This is a genomic window from Bacteroides sp. 3_1_13 (genome assembly GCF_001185845.1).
Lineage (GTDB): Bacteria > Bacteroidota > Bacteroidia > Bacteroidales > Bacteroidaceae > Bacteroides > Bacteroides xylanisolvens.
In genome coordinates this window covers 1,353,759-1,372,087 of the sequence record NZ_KQ236955.1, presented here as the reverse complement: position 1 = coordinate 1,372,087, position 18,329 = coordinate 1,353,759, and the positions used below count along the sequence as shown (strand labels likewise).

At 41.8% G+C, this 18,329-nt stretch carries 16 protein-coding genes; 9 read left to right on the top strand and 7 right to left on the bottom strand.

Features of this window, described 5'->3' with window-relative positions; all coding sequences use genetic code 11:
* Positions 1 to 15 precede the first annotated feature (15 nt).
* Together HMPREF9009_RS04950 and HMPREF9009_RS04945 are read left to right on the top strand one after the other, a co-directional pair.
* Positions 16 to 1,149, top strand: coding sequence for a glycosyltransferase family 4 protein (locus HMPREF9009_RS04950; RefSeq protein WP_049701603.1), 1,134 nt, complete (start codon positions 16 to 18; stop codon positions 1,147 to 1,149).
* A complete protein-coding gene (locus HMPREF9009_RS04945) occupies positions 1,146 to 1,958 on the top strand; it encodes an FkbM family methyltransferase (protein WP_049701602.1) in 813 nt (270 codons plus the stop codon). Before HMPREF9009_RS04950 ends, HMPREF9009_RS04945 begins: the two co-directional genes overlap by 4 nt.
* On the opposite strand, the gene HMPREF9009_RS04940 is transcribed toward HMPREF9009_RS04945, so the two are convergent.
* On the bottom strand, positions 1,959 to 2,870 hold the full coding sequence (locus HMPREF9009_RS04940) for a lipopolysaccharide kinase InaA family protein (protein ID WP_049701601.1): 912 nt from the start codon (positions 2,868 to 2,870) through the stop codon (positions 1,959 to 1,961).
* A gap of 231 nt (positions 2,871 to 3,101) precedes the next feature.
* On the opposite strand from HMPREF9009_RS04940, the gene HMPREF9009_RS04935 reads away from it, so the two are divergent.
* Entirely contained in the window at positions 3,102 to 4,160 is a 1,059-nt protein-coding gene (locus HMPREF9009_RS04935) for a glycosyltransferase family 9 protein (RefSeq protein ID WP_049701600.1), read from the top strand.
* Here HMPREF9009_RS04935 and HMPREF9009_RS04930 read toward each other — a convergent pair.
* Genes HMPREF9009_RS04930 through HMPREF9009_RS04920 form a run of 3 tightly spaced genes read right to left on the bottom strand, consistent with a single transcriptional unit; the run spans position 4,143 to position 6,920 of the window.
* Positions 4,143 to 5,219, bottom strand: a complete 1,077-nt coding sequence (locus HMPREF9009_RS04930) for a glycosyltransferase family 4 protein (RefSeq protein ID WP_049702257.1) — start codon at positions 5,217 to 5,219, stop codon at positions 4,143 to 4,145. The genes HMPREF9009_RS04935 and HMPREF9009_RS04930 overlap by 18 nt on opposite strands.
* Positions 5,220 to 5,279: 60 nt before the next feature.
* Complete coding sequence (locus HMPREF9009_RS04925; RefSeq protein WP_049701599.1) at positions 5,280 to 6,311, bottom strand: glycosyltransferase family 9 protein; 1,032 nt, start codon at positions 6,309 to 6,311, stop codon at positions 5,280 to 5,282.
* 3 nt (positions 6,312 to 6,314) lie between these two features.
* Entirely contained in the window at positions 6,315 to 6,920 is a 606-nt protein-coding gene (locus tag HMPREF9009_RS04920) for a DUF4254 domain-containing protein (protein ID WP_004315555.1), read from the bottom strand.
* A 117-nt stretch (positions 6,921 to 7,037) separates the two neighbouring features.
* On the opposite strand from HMPREF9009_RS04920, the gene pdxB reads away from it, so the two are divergent.
* Positions 7,038 to 8,078, top strand: a complete 1,041-nt coding sequence (gene pdxB / locus HMPREF9009_RS04915; protein WP_049701598.1) for a 4-phosphoerythronate dehydrogenase PdxB — start codon at positions 7,038 to 7,040, stop codon at positions 8,076 to 8,078.
* An 84-nt stretch (positions 8,079 to 8,162) separates the two neighbouring features.
* On the opposite strand, the gene purN is transcribed toward pdxB, so the two are convergent.
* Positions 8,163 to 8,789, bottom strand: coding sequence for a phosphoribosylglycinamide formyltransferase (purN, locus tag HMPREF9009_RS04910; RefSeq protein WP_008024015.1), 627 nt, complete (start codon positions 8,787 to 8,789; stop codon positions 8,163 to 8,165).
* Positions 8,790 to 8,887: 98 nt separating this feature from the next.
* Here purN and HMPREF9009_RS04905 point away from each other — a divergent pair, with 98 nt between their 5' ends.
* The 3 genes from HMPREF9009_RS04905 to rnc are packed head-to-tail and all read left to right on the top strand — an operon-like array spanning position 8,888 to position 11,435.
* Positions 8,888 to 9,124 carry an acyl carrier protein gene (locus HMPREF9009_RS04905; RefSeq protein ID WP_002558672.1) on the top strand — a complete coding sequence of 79 codons (237 nt, stop codon included), beginning with the start codon at positions 8,888 to 8,890 and terminating at the stop codon, positions 9,122 to 9,124.
* Between the two features lie 15 nt (positions 9,125 to 9,139).
* Positions 9,140 to 10,402, top strand: a complete 1,263-nt coding sequence (fabF, locus tag HMPREF9009_RS04900) for a beta-ketoacyl-ACP synthase II (protein WP_004315552.1) — start codon at positions 9,140 to 9,142, stop codon at positions 10,400 to 10,402.
* Positions 10,368 to 11,435: a ribonuclease III gene (gene rnc / locus HMPREF9009_RS04895; protein WP_049702256.1), complete on the top strand. Its 1,068-nt coding sequence runs from the start codon at positions 10,368 to 10,370 to the stop codon at positions 11,433 to 11,435. Before fabF ends, rnc begins: the two co-directional genes overlap by 35 nt.
* Here rnc and HMPREF9009_RS04890 read toward each other — a convergent pair.
* The gene (locus tag HMPREF9009_RS04890) at positions 11,377 to 12,387 is read right to left on the bottom strand and encodes an ATP-dependent 6-phosphofructokinase (RefSeq protein WP_008024010.1); all 1,011 of its coding nucleotides are present in this window, start codon (positions 12,385 to 12,387) and stop codon (positions 11,377 to 11,379) included. The genes rnc and HMPREF9009_RS04890 overlap by 59 nt on opposite strands.
* Before the next feature lie 137 nt (positions 12,388 to 12,524).
* Here HMPREF9009_RS04890 and HMPREF9009_RS04885 point away from each other — a divergent pair, with 137 nt between their 5' ends.
* Positions 12,525 to 14,051, top strand: coding sequence for a GH3 auxin-responsive promoter family protein (locus HMPREF9009_RS04885; protein ID WP_009039115.1), 1,527 nt, complete (start codon positions 12,525 to 12,527; stop codon positions 14,049 to 14,051).
* Between the two features lie 242 nt (positions 14,052 to 14,293).
* On the opposite strand, the gene mnmA is transcribed toward HMPREF9009_RS04885, so the two are convergent.
* Complete coding sequence (gene mnmA / locus HMPREF9009_RS04880) at positions 14,294 to 15,433, bottom strand: tRNA 2-thiouridine(34) synthase MnmA (protein ID WP_049701597.1); 1,140 nt, start codon at positions 15,431 to 15,433, stop codon at positions 14,294 to 14,296.
* Positions 15,434 to 15,486: 53 nt separating this feature from the next.
* Between mnmA and HMPREF9009_RS04875 the strand changes: the two genes are divergently transcribed.
* A complete protein-coding gene (locus tag HMPREF9009_RS04875) occupies positions 15,487 to 18,327 on the top strand; it encodes a DEAD/DEAH box helicase (protein WP_049701596.1) in 2,841 nt (946 codons plus the stop codon).
* The last annotated feature ends 2 nt before the right edge of the window (positions 18,328 to 18,329 follow it).

The window sequence follows — 18,329 nt, the reverse complement described above, 5'->3', positions numbered from 1 at the left end:
AGGTAAGAAGTAGAAATGAGAATAGGTTTTGACGGAAAACGTGCAGTACTGAATTTCACCGGTTTGGGTAATTATAGCCGCTATATAGTGGATATTCTATGCCAATTCTATCCGGAGAATGAATATGTATTGTATGCCCCCAAGAAACGGGAAAATAAAAGGCTGAACAAATTAATGAAGCAATATCGGCAACTACAGCTTTCTTATCCCACTACTTCTTTCTGGAAAAAGTTAAGTTCGTTATGGCGAGTGTTGGGAGTCACCCGCCAATTGGAAAAAGAAAGAATTGATATTTTTCACGGACTTAGCAACGAATTGCCCCTGAATATCCATAAAAGTGAGGTAAAAAGCATTGTGACGATTCACGATCTGATATTTCTGCGATACCCACAATACTACCATTCGATCGACAGGAATATATATACATATAAATTCCGCAAAGCCTGCGAAAATGCAGATAAAATCATTGCTATCAGCGAATGTACCAAACGTGATATTATTGAATATTTCGGGATTCCTGCCGATAAGATAGAAGTTGTCTATCAAGGATGTGATACTTCATTCACACGCCCTGCAACGGAAAAGAAAAAAAGAGAAGTTCGAGCTAACTATCAGCTACCGGATCATTATATCCTCAACGTAGGAAGTATTGAAGAACGAAAAAATGCCCTTTCAGCAGTACAAGCATTAACGATGCTTCCCGAACAAATTCATCTTGTCATTGTAGGACGCCATACGGAATACACTGATAAGATTGAACGTTTTATTAAGGAGAATAAGCTGGAAGAAAGAGTGCACATCATCAGCAATGTTCCTTTTGATGATCTGCCGGCTTTTTATCAGCTAGCTGAAATTTTTGTATATCCTTCACGCTTTGAAGGCTTTGGCATCCCCATCATAGAAGCTTTATACTCTGGAATTCCGGTAATAGCCGCAACAGGTTCTTGCCTGGAAGAAGCCGGAGGTCCCGACTCGATCTATATACATCCCGACGATATCAAAGGAATGGCCAATGCTTTCAAACAGATATACTCTGACCCTGAAAGAAAGAAAGTAATGATTGAAAAAGGGCAAATATTTGCCAAAAGATTCTCTGAAGAAAAGCAAGCGGAAGAGATCTTAAACATCTACAAGAAATTAATGAGATGAACATACTTAAACACACAATAAAGAAATTTATATATGGCACTCTCCCATATTATTTCATGAAAGGATATAAGCCCGGCTCTCCTTATCTGAAATACTATGAATATATTAAAGAACATGGATATTCAAGACACCTGTATGAATTCAAAGATGAATATGCAAATATGCCCGTTGACATACAGAAAGACGAGGAGAAAGGTTTATACTATGTTCAAAAAGAAGAGAAACGGCTCTATTTCAGAAAGAGCACTCCGGCTAGGAAAATTCAAAAATATTACAGGGCTTTGAGCATGGAACAAGACAGGCGTTCACCGCACCATTACTTCAACAGCGTTAAAGAAGTGACAGGAAAGGTATTTGTGGATGTTGGTTGTGCCGAAGGATATTCTTCATTGGAAATCATCGATGAAGCCAAACATGTTTACTTGTTTGAGCAGGACGAACAATGGCTAGAGGCCATCAGAGCGACCTTTGAGCCATGGCAAGATAAAGTTACGATTGTCCAAAAGTATGTAAGCGACCATAACTCTTCAAGAGAACAAACCCTGGATGACTTCTTCAACAATCAAACGGATGAGCATCTGTTTCTAAAAATGGATATCGAAGGAGCTGAACGGCATGCATTGGCCGGATGCAAGAACTTATTTCAAAATTGCCAGAAGTTGGATTTTGCAATTTGCACATACCATCTACATGATGACGAAGCAGTCATTTCTGCATTTTTGGATAAGCATAACTGCACATATACCAATCAGAAAGGTTTTTTCAGGCATAAAATCCGCAGTGTAGTCATGCGCGGAAGCAAGAGTTAATCATTGATAATCAGCAGAAAGCAATTCGCAATAGTCATACTTACACAAGTATGTATCATAAATGTGCTTTTCTTTTTTCAATAAGAAACGTGAGATATGCGGTTCCCAGGAAAAGAACTTACGCACAGAACGGTACAAACGGAAGAATAAAATTAGGGATACGATATGCCTTTCTTTTTCTTTTCGTGCCGCACGACGATAAATATAATGAGTAAAGAACTGATCGCTATAACGAAGAGCCAGACTAACAGTAGATTCTACATCCCATCCCCTCAAAGAAGCGTATTCTGTCATTATATAAGTCAGCACTTCACGAGAGATGCATAAACGACACATATTACGGCACACAGTATCACAATCAATATCCGATAGTAACTGCATGCGATTCACGTCAACCAGGGAAAAACTATATTCATTCGCATCATTCTGATGGATCAATATATTGCCGGGAGAATAGTCCAAATGCAGGATACCTGCCTGATGCAAAGCAGCTGTGTAGCGCGCAAAAGCAGAAAGTTTATCTTCATTTCCTTCCACTTTCCCATCCATCAGGGAACGGACTGTTTCGCCACCATCATAACAACAAATGTAATAGCTATGTGAAAGAAGGCCACTCTGGAATTGTTCGATCATAGCAACTGGCTCCGGAGTGTCAAAGCCATGTTGTTGAATTTCCATAGAGTAAATATAGGAACGCTCTGCTTTTGATTGCCGGAAAAACGAATATACAACACGATTGATGATGTGAGGCTTCTTAAAGCTCTTCACCACAACATCAATGCTGCCTAAGCCAATTCGTTTTAAAACATTACGCCCATCGTACACCACATCTCCTTTTTCCTGGAAGGACCTTGGAATTTCTTCTATCTCCTTCTGCAGATGCGCGTACTTGGGATTTACAATCACTCTCATTACACTCTCCTATATAATACTAATTACAAAGATGGAGCAAAGATAAAGAAATTAAGGCACATTCCGACTATATTTTTTTCTTTTCTCACAAAGATTGGCTAACTCTCTATACATATAAGTACTGTTGCGAACAACTTTAGTCGTTTTTTCTTTTTTCTTTTCATTTATATTTAGACATAAATGCTTTTTTTTAGCTATGTTTGCACGATAAAAAGCATAAAGAAGTCAAGCATGAAACCAATCAAAAAAATTCTGATTATTCGATTTAGACAAATAGGGGACTCTATTCTGGCTGTTGCATTGTGCAGTACGCTGAAAAAAAGTTTTCCCGATGCAGAAATACACTTTGTGCTGAATAAAAATATAGCATCGCTCTATGAGGGTCACCCGGACATAGATAAGGTTATTACATTTGACAAGAATGAGAATAAGCCATTCACTGCTTATATAAAAAAAGTATGGCAAGTGACGCACCAAAACAAATACGATGTCATCATCGATATGCGTTCTACGATCCGGACTCTTTTTTTCTCTCTTTTTTCATTAAAAACCCCTTTCCGGATAGGGCGTATCAAGGGATACACACGTTTTCTATTAAATTATCGGACAGACACTTACAGCAATAGTCTAACAACTGATATGGTAGAACGCAACCTATTGCTTGCAGCGCCATTAGAGAAAATCAAGCCTATTCAATATACAAAAGAATTCAGGTTATACCTCACTGACCAGGAGAAAAAAGACTTTCGATATTATATGGAAAAGGAGGGGATAGATTTCGCGCGCCCTGTATTCCTAATAGGAGTCACCACCAAGCTCCTCCATAAAAAATGGAATACGGAGTTTATGATAACCACACTTAAAAGAATATTGGAAGAATACAAGGACATACAAATGATCTTCAACTATGCACCGGGGTATGAAGAAGAAGATGCAAGAAATATCTACAAGGAATTGGGATGTCCGGAACGCATCAAGATTGATATACAAGCCTCTTCATTACGACAACTGGCAGCACTTTGCGCCAACTGCTCGTTTTATTTCGGAAACGAAGGAGGAGCCCGACACATTGCGCAAGCCCTCGAAATTCCTTCATTCGCTATTTATTCACCAAGCGCCTCTAAATCAATGTGGTTACCTGCAAATTCCGTACTTGCCCGAGGTATTAGTCCCGACGATATTCTTCCGCCGGAACAACAAGCAACATTAACTTATGAAGAACGTTTCGCATCAATTACCCCGGAAAAGGTATACGATCAATTAACTTCGACATTAAGACAATTGAGCTAACTCGCGATATAAATCAAGATAAGCTTGTATATGCTTCTCGTAACTGAATGAAGCTGCATGTTCTTTCATTCTGGTCAAGCGTTCCTCATCTTTATAGAAATCAGGCAAATGTTCCCGGATACTTTGCACCATAGATTCTGTATCCAAATGTTCCCACATGATGGCATGTCCATTACAAACTTCCGGCAAACTAGTGCGATTAGCAGCAAATACAGCTTTTCCAAACTGCATAGCTTCTACCACAGGCAGCCCAAAACCTTCTCCTTCACTAGGAAACAGGAACGCTTCACAGTTCCGATACAACCAAATCTTTTCACTTTGAGTGATTACATCTGTCAAAAACACATTAGTGACTTGCTTCTCACGAATCAGATTACGCACTTCTTCAGCATAAGCGAAATGGGCATCTCCACAAATATACAAATCATATTCCGGAAAATGGCGCATTACGTCAACCAGGAGATGGAAATTCTTTTTCCTACGGATCTGTCCAATCGTAAAAAAGAAAGGACGTCCCGTCGCAAAAGACGGCTGGGTTCCTTCCAACATATCGATCCTCTCCACCCCATTATAGATGACCCGGATCTCTTTCCCCTTCAAATCTATATGTTGACGAATGACATCTGCGACATAATGAGAAATCGTTGTGACTACTGCTGCCTTATTGACCTTATTCTGCATCCGACGAAGATACATTTTAGCCTTCCAAGGCTTTTTCTCCGTTAAGAAATTAAAGTCATGTATAGTAAAGATAAACTTTGTACCACCGGCAATACGCAACAACTTCCGCTGCTGATTCACCGCATGCCATACATCTACTTTAGGAAGGGTAAAAGGGAAAAACTTATTGATACGACGTACCGGAACAGAGGTCACATTCGGGCCAAATTCCTGCATATATTTCTGTCTCAACAAATATACAAAATGAAGATCCTCTACCGGCATAGACGAAAAAGCGGCCGCATAGTTGGCCGCAATCTGTCCGAAACCAGCTGTTAGACTACCATAATTCGTAAGATCTATCAGTACCTTTTTCTTTCGTTGTATCTCTTTTTCCATCATTATTTGATTCTACGCTCTTTCGGTTCAAAAAACAACTAAATTGAATTCCTGCAAATATCAACCTACAATCCCTTCTATTTTTGCAATAACCTGTTCCGGCTTTATATCTCTTAAACAGGCATAATCACCACGCCAACAAGGCTTCTGTCCATATACAGAGCAGGGACGGCATGACAAATCAAGCTGCACGGTATTAACCGGCAATTGCTTCCAACCCATAAAACCGGCATAAGGATGAGTGGCCCCCCAAATAGAAACAACCGGAATATTGACCAAGGACGCCAAATGCATATTGGCAGAATCCATTGAAAGCATCACATCTAAATGGCTCATCAGATTCAGCTCGGTACGCATATTCAGTTTACCGATCATTGAAACAACAGAAGGATATTTAGCAATCCATGCGTCAAACACTTCCTGCTCGCTTTTACCACCTCCAAAAAGAAAAACTTTCACTTGCGGATTAGCTGCAAAATGTGCTATAACTTGCTCCTGTAACTCTAACGGATAAATTTTACCTCTGTGTTTGGCAAAAGGAGCTATACCAATCCATTTTTGATCTTCTTTAGGTCCTGTGACTGGCTCTATCTCCGCAAAGTTGCCTTTTCCTTCGCCATAAATAGAAGAAAAATTTAATAAAACCGGCAAACCGAGCTTCTCAAGCACATCGGCATAACGGCGAAAAGAACTCTTCTGATTCTCCATCACCTTATCGTGACGACGAACCAGTTTCTTTTTACCTGCCCTTCCCTTACATATGGAAGCTACCGGTTTATTGGCAAGACGGAATCGCAGACATAAATATTTTGAACGAAGCACATGATGAAAATCTGCGATGTAATCGAAATGCATGGCTTTCAATTCTGAATAAAGGCTATTCAAGCCCCAAAGTCCCTTGTGTTTGCCTGTTAAGTCAGCTCCGACAAAGCCTACATTCGCAGGCAGCCCCTGAAAGAGCGGCTGCCATACAGCACGACTTAACACTGTTATTTCGTGCTGCGGATATTGAACAGCCAGCGAATGTATTACCGGAATTGTCATGGCTACATCGCCAAGAGCTGAAAAACGAATAATGAGAATACGCGCCATTCGTTATTTTTTAGCATAAAGCACCGGATTCAATGCCGGGTCATTATACATTTTCATCTGTTTATATACTTTCATATATTTTCTTCCGGCTTCGATATCAGCCAATAACTGCTCAATAGCCGCAGAGAGGTCTTTACGTTGTTCCAGCAGGATATTCAGCTTAGTCTGACATTGAAGACGGTGTTCTTCTGTAGTATCCGTACGTTCCACTTCCTGCTGCATGTGGTAAATTTTCAATGCAAGAATTGACAAGCGGTCAATAGCCCATGCAGGACTTTCTGTATTGATCGTTGCGTCAGAGAGAGGTTTTACTTCTTTGTATTTGTCTAAAAAGTAACTATCGATTAATTCCACCAAGTCTGTACGATCCTGATTTGATTTATCAATTCTTCTTTTCAAAGCCAATGCTTCTACCGGATCAATCTGCGGGTCACGGATAATATCCTCAAAATGCCATTGCACAGCATCAATCCAGTTCTTTAGATATAAATAATACTCAATAGTTTTCAACTCGTAAGGATTGTTCATCGGAGCATCCACACTATCCGTTACATGGTAATCTGTTGTCGATTTCCAAAAAATCTCGTTGCAAAGGTTACTAAATGTCATAATCTTAACTAGCTAATAGATATATAATAGGGCAAATCTATGTAATATTTTTCAGACAAGCAACCCTTTCTTACTTTTTTATTTGTTACCTTTGTGGGTATAAAAGATGAATTGTATATGAAAATTATTATCGACAATAAAATACCATTTATAAAAGAAGCGGTTCAGAGAATAGCCGATGAGGTGGCTTATGTACCGGGGAAAGATTTCACTCCGGAGCTCGTACGGGATGCAGACGCACTCATTGTCCGTACCCGCACACATTGCAACCGGGATTTATTGGAAGGTAGTCAGGTGAAATTCATAACAACGGCAACTATCGGTTTCGATCACATTGATACAAAGTATTGCAAACAGGCAGGTATAGAATGGACAAATGCTCCGGGATGCAATTCTGCTTCTGTCGCCCAATATATACAGTCATCGCTTCTGGTGTGGAAATCTTGCAGAAACAAAAAGTTAAACGAACTGACGATTGGAATCATAGGAGTGGGAAACGTAGGGAGTAAGGTAGCTAAAGTTGCCCTGGATTTTGGCATGCGCGTTTTACTGAATGATTTGCCACGGGAGGAAAAAGAAGGAACAGAGCTATTTGCCTCACTAAATAAAATTGCAGAAGAATGTGATATCATAACCTTTCACGTACCTTTATATAAGGAAGGGAAATATAAAACCTTCCACCTGGCAGATGAGAACTTCTTCCAGTCACTCAAACGAAAACCGGTTATCATTAATACCTCCCGAGGAGAGGTCATTGACACTGATGCTCTTTTAAAAGCCTTGGACAGCCGGATCATTTCGGATGCTATCATTGATGTATGGGAGCATGAGCCGGAAATTAACCGTGAACTACTGGAAAAAGCATTCATCGGTACCCCCCACATTGCGGGTTACTCTGCCGATGGAAAAGCAAACGCCACACGCATGTCACTGGATGCCATTTGCAAATTCTTCCAAATAGAAGCTGATTATAAAATAAACGCACCGGCACCCGCCTCTCCTATTATACATGCCAAAAACCATGAAGAAGCAATCCTCCAAATATATAATCCAGTCGAAGATAGCACCCGATTGAAAAATCAACCGGAACAATTCGAAACCTTACGCGGGGATTATCCTTTGCGGCGAGAAGAGACAGCTTATTTAATCAAGTATTAAGAAATAAGTATTAAGTATTAACCGTAGCGACCGAGAACTTCATGAAATTCCGTCAAACGATTATCTGCATGGAGTAATACTTAATTAATACTTATTTCTTAATACTTGTTCTATGACTTGCGGGAAGTATTCATATTCCAAGGCATGCACTTTCTTGGCTACATCATCCGGAGAATCTGTCGGAAGAACAGGACAGGTAGCCTGGAAGATTGCATTTCCTTCGTCATAATGCTCATTTATATAATGTATAGTGATACCGCTTTCCTTTTCACCGGCAGCCACTACCGCTTCATGAACCCGGTCACCATACATTCCTTTGCCTCCGAACTTCGGCAGAAGAGCAGGATGTATATTTATAATTTTATCGGGATAAGCATGCAAAAGCAAGTCAGGCACACGAACCAGAAAGCCAGCCAGTACGACAAAGTCGATGCGGTACTCCTGCAAAATAGCCAAAATTTCATCTCCGGCTATCCAGTCCTCCTTTGGAAACACGTTACAGGGCACTCCCAAACGATGCGCACGTTCCAAAACGTATGCATCACTTTTATTAGAAAGTACCAACGAAACCTGAACGGAATCGTTTTTTTGGAAATACCGGATAATATTCTCGGCATTTGAACCGGAACCGGAAGCAAAAATTGCGATGTTTTTCTTCATAACCCTCAATTTCGATGCACAAAACAGTGAAAAATGTGCAAAACTTTGCATTTATTTAGTCAAATATTTGCGCAAAACGATAAATATTCATTCCTTTGCACCGCAAATTTAAAGAAATAAAACTAATTATTAATTAAAAACTTAAAGTTATGTCTGAAATTGCATCAAGAGTAAAAGCGATTATCGTTGATAAATTAGGCGTAGAAGAATCAGAAGTTACAACCGAAGCAAGCTTCACTAACGACCTGGGAGCAGATTCTCTTGACACTGTAGAACTTATCATGGAATTCGAAAAAGAATTCGGTATCTCTATTCCTGATGACCAAGCAGAAAAGATTGGTACTGTAGGTGATGCTGTATCTTATATCGAAGAACACGCTAAGTAATTCGATTTCATCAATATGGAATTAAAAAGAGTGGTAGTAACAGGTCTTGGCGCCATTACTCCCGTTGGCAACAGCGTTCCCGAATTTTGGGAAAACCTTGTGAACGGGGTTAGTGGAGCAGGGCCTATTACTCATTTTGATGCGTCGTTATTCAAGACCCAATTCGCATGCGAAGTGAAAAACTTCGATGCAACGAAATACATAGACCGTAAAGAAGCAAGAAAGATGGACCTGTATACTCAATATGCCATCGCTGTTGCCAAAGAAGCGGTGAGTGATTCCGGTCTTGATGTCGAGAAAGAAGACTTGAACAAAATCGGTGTTATTTTCGGCGCCGGTATTGGTGGTATACATACATTTGAAGAAGAGGTAGGCAACTACTACACTCGTCAGGAAATGGGTCCGAAGTTTAATCCGTTCTTCATTCCAAAGATGATTTCGGATATTGCAGCCGGACAGATTTCTATCATGTATGGTTTCCATGGTCCTAACTACGCGACTTGTTCAGCATGTGCTACTTCAACCAACGCTATTGCAGATGCCTTCAACCTGATTCGTCTGGGTAAAGCAAACGTAATTGTATCCGGTGGTTCGGAAGCAGCTATCTTCCCGGCAGGTGTGGGCGGTTTCAACGCTATGCACGCACTGTCAACACGCAACGACGAAGCTTCTAAAGCTTCACGTCCGTTTAGCGCAAGCCGTGATGGTTTCGTTATGGGCGAAGGTGGCGGTTGCCTGATCCTGGAAGAACTGGAACACGCTAAAGCTCGCGGTGCAAAAATCTATGCAGAAGTTGCCGGTGTAGGTATGTCTGCAGATGCACATCACCTGACAGCTTCTCATCCAGAAGGTCTGGGAGCGAAATTGGTGATGAAAAATGCACTGGAAGATGCGGAAATGGATCCGAAAGAAGTAGATTATATCAATGTACACGGTACATCTACTCCGGTTGGTGATATTTCAGAAGCAAAAGCAATCAAGGAAGTATTCGGTGATCATGCGTTCGAGTTGAACATCAGTTCAACAAAATCTATGACAGGTCACTTGCTGGGAGCTGCCGGTGCGGTAGAATCTATTGCAAGTATCCTTGCTATCAAGAACGGCATTGTTCCTCCGACTATCAACCACGAAGAAGGTGACAACGACGAGAATATCGACTATAACCTTAATTTCACGTTCAATAAAGCACAGAAACGCGAAGTTAATGTTGCCTTGTCCAATACATTTGGATTTGGTGGTCACAATGCGTGCGTTATCTTCAAGAAATACGCAGAGTAATATCGTGTTACGTAACGAAATAGATAAGATAAGGCTCTTGTTCCGCAAGGATAGAGAGTCTTATCTTTGTTTTTACCGGATACTCGGGTTCTACCCGCGCAATATCCAACTTTATGAGCAGGCTCTCCTGCACAAATCGACTTCTGTCCGCTCCGACAAGGGACGTCCCCTCAACAATGAACGGCTGGAGTTTTTAGGTGACGCCATCCTCGACGCCATCGTAGGAGATATTGTCTATAAACGTTTTGAAGGGAAACGAGAAGGTTTCCTGACCAACACACGTTCTAAGATCGTACAACGGGAGACTTTGAATAAGTTGGCCGTTGAAATCGGTTTGGATAAACTCATAAAGTATTCCACCCGCTCTTCTTCTCACAACAGTTATATGTACGGAAATGCTTTTGAGGCATTTATCGGAGCTATTTATCTGGATCAGGGGTATGAACGCTGCAAACAGTTTATGGAGCAACGGATCATCAACCGTTATATCGACCTGGATAAAATATCCCGAAAAGAGGTTAACTTCAAATCCAAACTTATTGAGTGGAGCCAAAAAAATAAGATGGAGGTTTCCTTTGAGTTAATCGAGCAATTTCTCGATCACGACAGCAACCCTGTCTTCCAAACCGAAGTACGCATTGAAGGACTTCCGGCAGGAACAGGTACGGGATATTCCAAGAAAGAGTCTCAACAGAATGCTGCCCAAATGGCTATAAAGAAAGTAAAGGAACCCGTATTTATGTCAACTGTCGAAGAGATCAAAGCACAACATTCAGCAACTACAACAGAACCGGAGGTTGAACTTGCAACTAACTCTGAAACTGAATTGGCAACTGAACTTGAGAATGAATTTGAGAATGAACTTGAAGCCGAACTGAATGTAATTCCCGAGACAAAACTGGAGAATGTTTTAGAAGAAAACACCTCCGATAATGAAATTTCTACGGTACAACCTACTATGGAAGCCGAGGAGACTAGCCAAAGCAAATCCCCATGCGACGCCCCTGAATCACCAAATCGTGATCTTCAGTAACTAATTTCAGTTTTCCTGCAACTTCTTCAAGAGGGATAGATGCAATATCGTCTCCTTTTAAAGCTACCATACGCCCGAATTCACCCTTGGCGATCAATTCTGTCGCGTGGCCGCCCATACGGGTAGAAAGATTGCGGTCGAAAGGAGTAGGCGAACCACCACGCTGAATATACCCTAGAACTGTTTCGCGAGTTTCTATACCAGTTTCATATTCAATCTCCTGCGCAATATATTCAGCAGCCCGTTTGCGCCCGTCTGTCCTAATACCTTCTGCTACCACTACAATAGAATAAGGCTTGCCCTTTTTCAGTCTTTCCAGAATCGTATTACCAATATTTTTAATGTCATAAGCAATTTCGGGGACAAGAATCACATCCCCTCCTCCTGCCATACCGGAATACAAGGCAATCCAACCCGCCTTATGCCCCATCACTTCAATCACCATCACCCTTTTGTGAGAACTTGCGGTAGAATGTAAACGGTCGATGGCATCGGTAGCAATACTTACTGCCGAGTCGAAACCGAAAGAAATATCTGTGCCCCAAATATCATTATCAATGGTTTTAGGTACAGATACGATATTCACTCCCATCGCAGCAAACTTCGCCGCTGTCTTCTGTGTTCCATTTCCGCCGATACAAACGACACAGTCGAGTTCCATTTCCCGGATATTCTGAAGGATTAAAGACGGTTTGTCAACATCAGAGACAACGCCTCCTTTTTTGAAAGGCTTCTCACGAGATGTTCCTAACATCGTTCCACCCAGATTGAGCAAACCGGAGAGCGACTTGTCTGTAATAGATTCGACATCTTTAGTCAGCAAGCCCTGAAAACCGCTGTGAATACCTACTACTTCCATCCCGTAATAATTGATGGCAGTTTTGCACACGCCACGAATCGTGGCATTAATACCGGGACAGTCCCCGCCGGATGTTAAGATTCCAATTCTCATTGTCGCATTTTTTAGTCTAAAACTCGGGATTTATATGAAAGTCGTCAATTTTTAACGATTATTTCCGTCGTAAAGATAGAAAAAAAAGATAAATAAGTTACTTTTGCACGACTAAACATTATTATGTTAAAGCAGAAATGAATATTACAAAAATTATTAGTAAGACTTTCGATTCCCGTTTAAAACAGATAGACCTATATGCTAGTCAGGCTAGTGAGATACAGCATCGTGTGTTAAGCCGCTTAACACGCCAGGCCGCTCAAACTGAATGGGGAAGAAAGTACGATTATTCCTCTATCCGTAACTATGAAGATTTCCGTAAACGTGTTCCTATCCAGACATACGAAGAAATTAAGCCTTATGTAGAACGTTTGCGAGCTGGGGAACAGAATCTGCTTTGGCCATCGGAGATACGCTGGTTTGCAAAATCCTCCGGAACGACTAATGATAAAAGTAAATTCCTTCCTGTCAGCAAGGAAGCGCTGGAAGATATTCATTACAGAGGAGGAAAAGACGCAGCAGCTCTTTATTTCCGCATCAATCCGGATAGCCATTTTTTCTCCGGCAAGGGACTGATTCTAGGAGGGAGCCATAGCCCGAACCTCAATTCCAATCATAGTTTAGTAGGAGATTTATCCGCTATTCTGATTCAAAACGTAAATCCGCTTATTAATTTCATTCGCGTACCAAGCAAGAAAATTGCGTTGATGAGCGAATGGGAAACCAAGATAGAAGCAATCGCCAACAGCACTATTCCGGTAAATGTGACAAGCCTATCCGGTGTGCCGTCGTGGATGCTGGTACTTATCAAACGTATCCTTGAAAAGACAGGAAAGCAGGCACTGGAAGAAGTATGGCCCAATCTGGAAGTTTTCTTCCATGGCGGAGTGGCTTTCACACCGTATCGTGAGCAATATAAACAGGTGATTACAACACCTAAAATGCATTATGTAGAGACCTACAATGCTTCGGAAGGATATTTCGGAACCCAGAACGACCTTTCCGATCCTGCCATGTTATTAATGATCGACTATGGAATTTTCTACGAATTTGTTCCGTTGGAGGAAGTGGGAAAAGAAAATCCACGGGCTTATTGTCTTGAAGAAGTCGAGCTCAACAAGAACTATGCAATGGTTATTTCTACTTCCTGTGGTCTGTGGAGATACATGATTGGTGATACTGTGAAGTTTACCAGCAAGAATCCCTATAAGTTTGTCATCACGGGAAGAACGAAGCATTTCATCAATGCATTTGGTGAAGAGCTGATTATCGATAATGCTGAAAAAGGATTGGCAAAAGCTTGCGCCGAGACCGGAGCACAAGTTTGCGAATACTCTGCAGCACCGGTGTTTATGGATGAGAACGCAAAATGCAGGCACCAGTGGCTAATAGAATTTGCCAAAATGCCGGATTCCGTAGAAAAGTTCGCTTCGATACTTGACGCTACGCTGAAAGAGGTTAACTCTGACTATGAAGCCAAACGATGGAAAGATATCGCTTTGCAACCATTGGAAGTGATCGTAGCCCGTCAGGGATTGTTCCATGACTGGCTGGCACAGAAAGGAAAACTGGGAGGACAACACAAAGTACCCAGATTAAGCAATACACGCGAATATATAGAAGCAATGCTGGTGCTGAATAATAGCGCTCATCCGGAAGAATAACCAAAAACCAAAACATAACCACTACAAGTTTTTTTTTCCATTACAGAGGTTACTTGTATAAGGAGAGAGCGTCAAAACAACTCTCCGATTTCTTTCAGGCACGGATTACACGAATTACATGGATAAGTTTATTCTCTTTCCTTGTTTATTCGTGTAATCCGTGCCTTAGTTATATCGATTAGCCAGCTAAGTTTTGTTTTAAAAAACTTGCGTCAGAGCGTTCATCTTCCCAATATGTAAGATTAACGGGCGTTGACTATGATTCCTCCTCCTAGTAGCAATCCGTCTCCATAGAATGCAGCAGCCTGTCCGGGAGCAATGGCTGTTAATGGTTCATGAAGCTGCACGTGCAATAAATGATCCGATGTGACGGTAATCGTGCCATGGTTTTCCTGCTTGCGATAGCGTATCTTCACAATTATGTCAGAGCGATCTAAAGTACGCTCCTGATTTACAAGATTCCAATCTTTCAACCACATTTCTGTTTTTTCCAACGATGAAAGAGAAGCCAACATCACTTCATTCTTTTCAGGATCAATCTCTTTCACAAATACAGGACGATTCAGATGAATGCCCAAACCGCGTCTCTGCCCAATAGTATAAAAGGGATAGCCTTCATGCCAGGCAATAAAATTTCCCTTTTCATCGACAAATTTTCCTCTTCTGATTCTGTCAGACCAGGTCTGTTTATCGCTGCCCGATGTCTGACTATTGTTGATTGATGCCTCACTATTACTGACCGACATCTGACCATTTCTGACCAACCAGTCTTTTAAAAAGGTCCGATAGTCCATCGGGCAAAAACAGACACCAATACTATCCTTTTTGGTTGCCACCTTTCGAAAACCATGTTCAGCAGCCCAGGCACGGGCTTCAGCTTTCGTAATATCGCCCATCGGCAACAGCATCCTATTAAGAATATCCTGTTTCAATCCCCATAAGAAGAAGGTTTGATCCTTATCCGAATCGGCGGCGTACGTTATATAAAAGGTTTCATTTAGTTGTATATTCTGCGCATAGTGTCCGGTAGCAATATAAAAAATTCCCATTTCATCGGCAATCTTAGCAAGCAAAGGCCATTTCAGATAATTATTGCACAAGGTACAGGGGACCGGAGTACGTCCTGCCAGGTATTCCTGCACAAAATATTCAATAATCTGCCGGGCAAATATTTCACGGGCATCGTATGTTATATGCCGTATTCCTAAACGTTCTGCCAAATTACGGGCATCTTCCAAGTATTCTGTCGAACCATTCAATTCATAAAAACGGAAGGTTACCCCGATTACTTCATAACCGGCTTCCAGCAGTCGCATAGCAGCAACAGAGCTATCTGTACCACCACTCATTCCAAGCAATACGCGTTTGTTTTCCTCTATCATGCTGCAAAATTAAGTATTTTCCCGTATCTTTGTCAGTTAAAGCCTAAAAGAGAATGAAAGAGAGACCAACTAACGGACAAGTTATAATCGTTTTCACAGAGCATCCGATACTCGGCATATTACTGATTCCGTATATTGCGGAAAGGCTGAACGATGGCACCTTGCAATTAGTGGAGCAAGCGTTTCACGCTTCTCCGGAAGCTATGAGCATAATGAGCGAAGCGGAAAGACAAGCCATCGATATCGCTTCATACTATACAGAAAAGTATCTGATGGGCCTCTACTCCCGTGAAAAAACAGTATCACGCTTTCTACATAAGCTATCCGAAGATCCGGAACGAATTAAAAATAATATTCGCCCGTTTATCGAAAAGAAGCTGTTGGAGATGCTGGCGTTGATACGGGAAAACGGACTGCCTTTTTATCAGAAACAAGCTGGTAGCAAAATCTTATACGCCCATCATATTTATCATATCAACCCTCACGACGTAGAAATTCGCGTAACATTTCATGTTGACAGTAAAACGTTCCGTTATCAGTTGCAGTGTTATTATGAAGGGCAACCGTTCTCTTTGAGTGAGTTAAAACCGGTAGTTGTACTGACCTCCTCGCCGGCCACTCTATTATTGGGAATGGAGTTATATTTCTTTCCGCACATTGAAAGCGCACGTATCTTACCTTTCACAAAGAAAAGATCGATTAGCGTAAACGCTTTACAGATTGAAAAATACATAGACAACATCGTTATTCCAATTGCGCGTTATCACGATATCGAGACTCACGGTTTGAATATTACTGAAGAAGAATGTGCCTGTGAGGCTGTTCTCTCATTCGAAGATGCCACATACAACGGACAAGCATTGCAACTTGTCTTCCGCTATGGAGACCAGACATTTGCACCAGATAGTGCTAATGAAATGAAGAAAATCATTTATCGGAAAACATCCGGTGAAATCGGCTTTTTCCGGCGTAACATTACAGTGGAAGAACAAGCAGTCCAACTCTTAACGAATGCCGGTCTGCAACAACTCAATGACACACACTTCCAACTATCTGCCAAAGCTCCGGAAAAGACAATTGTCGAATGGATCAACAATCATCGGGAGATGTTGCAGCAATCCTTTCACCTTACCAGTAATGTAGGGAATGCATTGTATTGTCTGGATGAGATACGCATCGAACAAAGCTGCGATGATGAGGTTGACTGGTTTGAACTGCACATCACTGTTGTTATCGGTAATCTGCGCATTCCTTTTTCACGTTTCCGCAAACATATCCTCGAAGAAAAGCGGGAATATCTGCTACCTGACGGGCGTATGATTCTCCTGCCTGAAGAGTGGTTCAGCAAATATGCGAACTTACTGGAGATGGGAGTACAAACAGAAAAAGGAATTCGGTTGAAACATGCATTTATAGGTGCTGTACAGACAGCTTTGGGTGAGGATGGAGTGAAAAAATTCCCCGCGAAGCAGCAAATACATAACGTTGCCGTACCAAGAATGCTTAAAGCAACGTTACGCCCCTATCAGCAGAAAGGATTCTCGTGGATGGTACATCTCCATAAACAAGGATTTGGCGGATGCCTGGCAGATGACATGGGACTCGGGAAGACGCTTCAGACTCTTACCCTGCTACAGTACATATATAAGCCATCCGCTCCCAAACAACCCGCTACCCTAATTGTAGTCCCCACATCGCTACTTCACAACTGGCGACGGGAAGCCAAGCGCTTTACAGGGCTCTCAATGATGGAATACAACAACACCGTGGCTATAGACAAGAAACGTCCGGAAAAATTCTTCGGTCATTTTCACTTGATCTTTACTACGTATGGCATGATGAGAAACAACATTGATATACTCTCTTCCTACCGTTTCGAATACGTCGTGCTCGATGAAAGCCAGAATATCAAGAATAGCGAATCGCTCACCTTCCGGTCGGCAATTCAACTGCAAAGCAAACACCGACTCGCACTGACAGGTACTCCTATCGAAAACTCATTAAAGGACCTGTGGGCTCAATTTCATTTTATACAACCGGACTTACTGGGCACGGAAAGTGCTTTCCAAAAGCAGTTCATAATGCCGATTCGCCAGGAAAACGAACGCGTACGAATGCAGTTGCAACAACTGACTGCCCCATTCATCCTCCGCAGAAGCAAGAAAGAGGTAGCTCCGGAACTTCCTGAACTTACGGAAGAAACAATCTACTGCGACATGACTGAAGAGCAGAACACGTGTTACGAGCAGGAGAAAAACAGCCTGCGAAACATACTTCTCCAGCACTCTCAAAGTACGAACAGGCTCCATTCGTTTAGTGTACTAAATGGCATTTTGCGTTTACGGCAACTCTCTTGTCATCCGCAACTCATTCTTCCTGATTATACCGGAACATCCGGAAAAACCGCACAGATAATCGAAACATTCGATACATTACAAAGCGAAGGACACAAAGTCCTAATTTTCTCTTCATTCGTCAAACATCTGGAGGTCTTGGCTGAAGCTTTCCGAGAACGAGGCTGGAAATATGCCCTATTAACAGGAGCAACCAACAACCGGCCCTCCGAAATCGCCCATTTCACCGAGCAAAAAGATGTTCAGGCATTCCTTATTTCACTAAAAGCAGGGGGTGTGGGACTCAATCTTACACAAGCCGACTATGTATTTATCATAGATCCCTGGTGGAATCCTGCCGCCGAATCGCAAGCCATCGCCCGTGCCCATCGTATCGGTCAGGACAAGCAGGTGATTGCCTATCGCTTCATTACACAAAACAGCATTGAGGAAAAGATTCTGCATCTGCAAGATGAGAAACGAAAACTGGCGGAAACATTTGTTGCCGACAGTGAATCATTGCCTATATTAAGCAATGAACAATGGGTAGACCTGCTCTAATA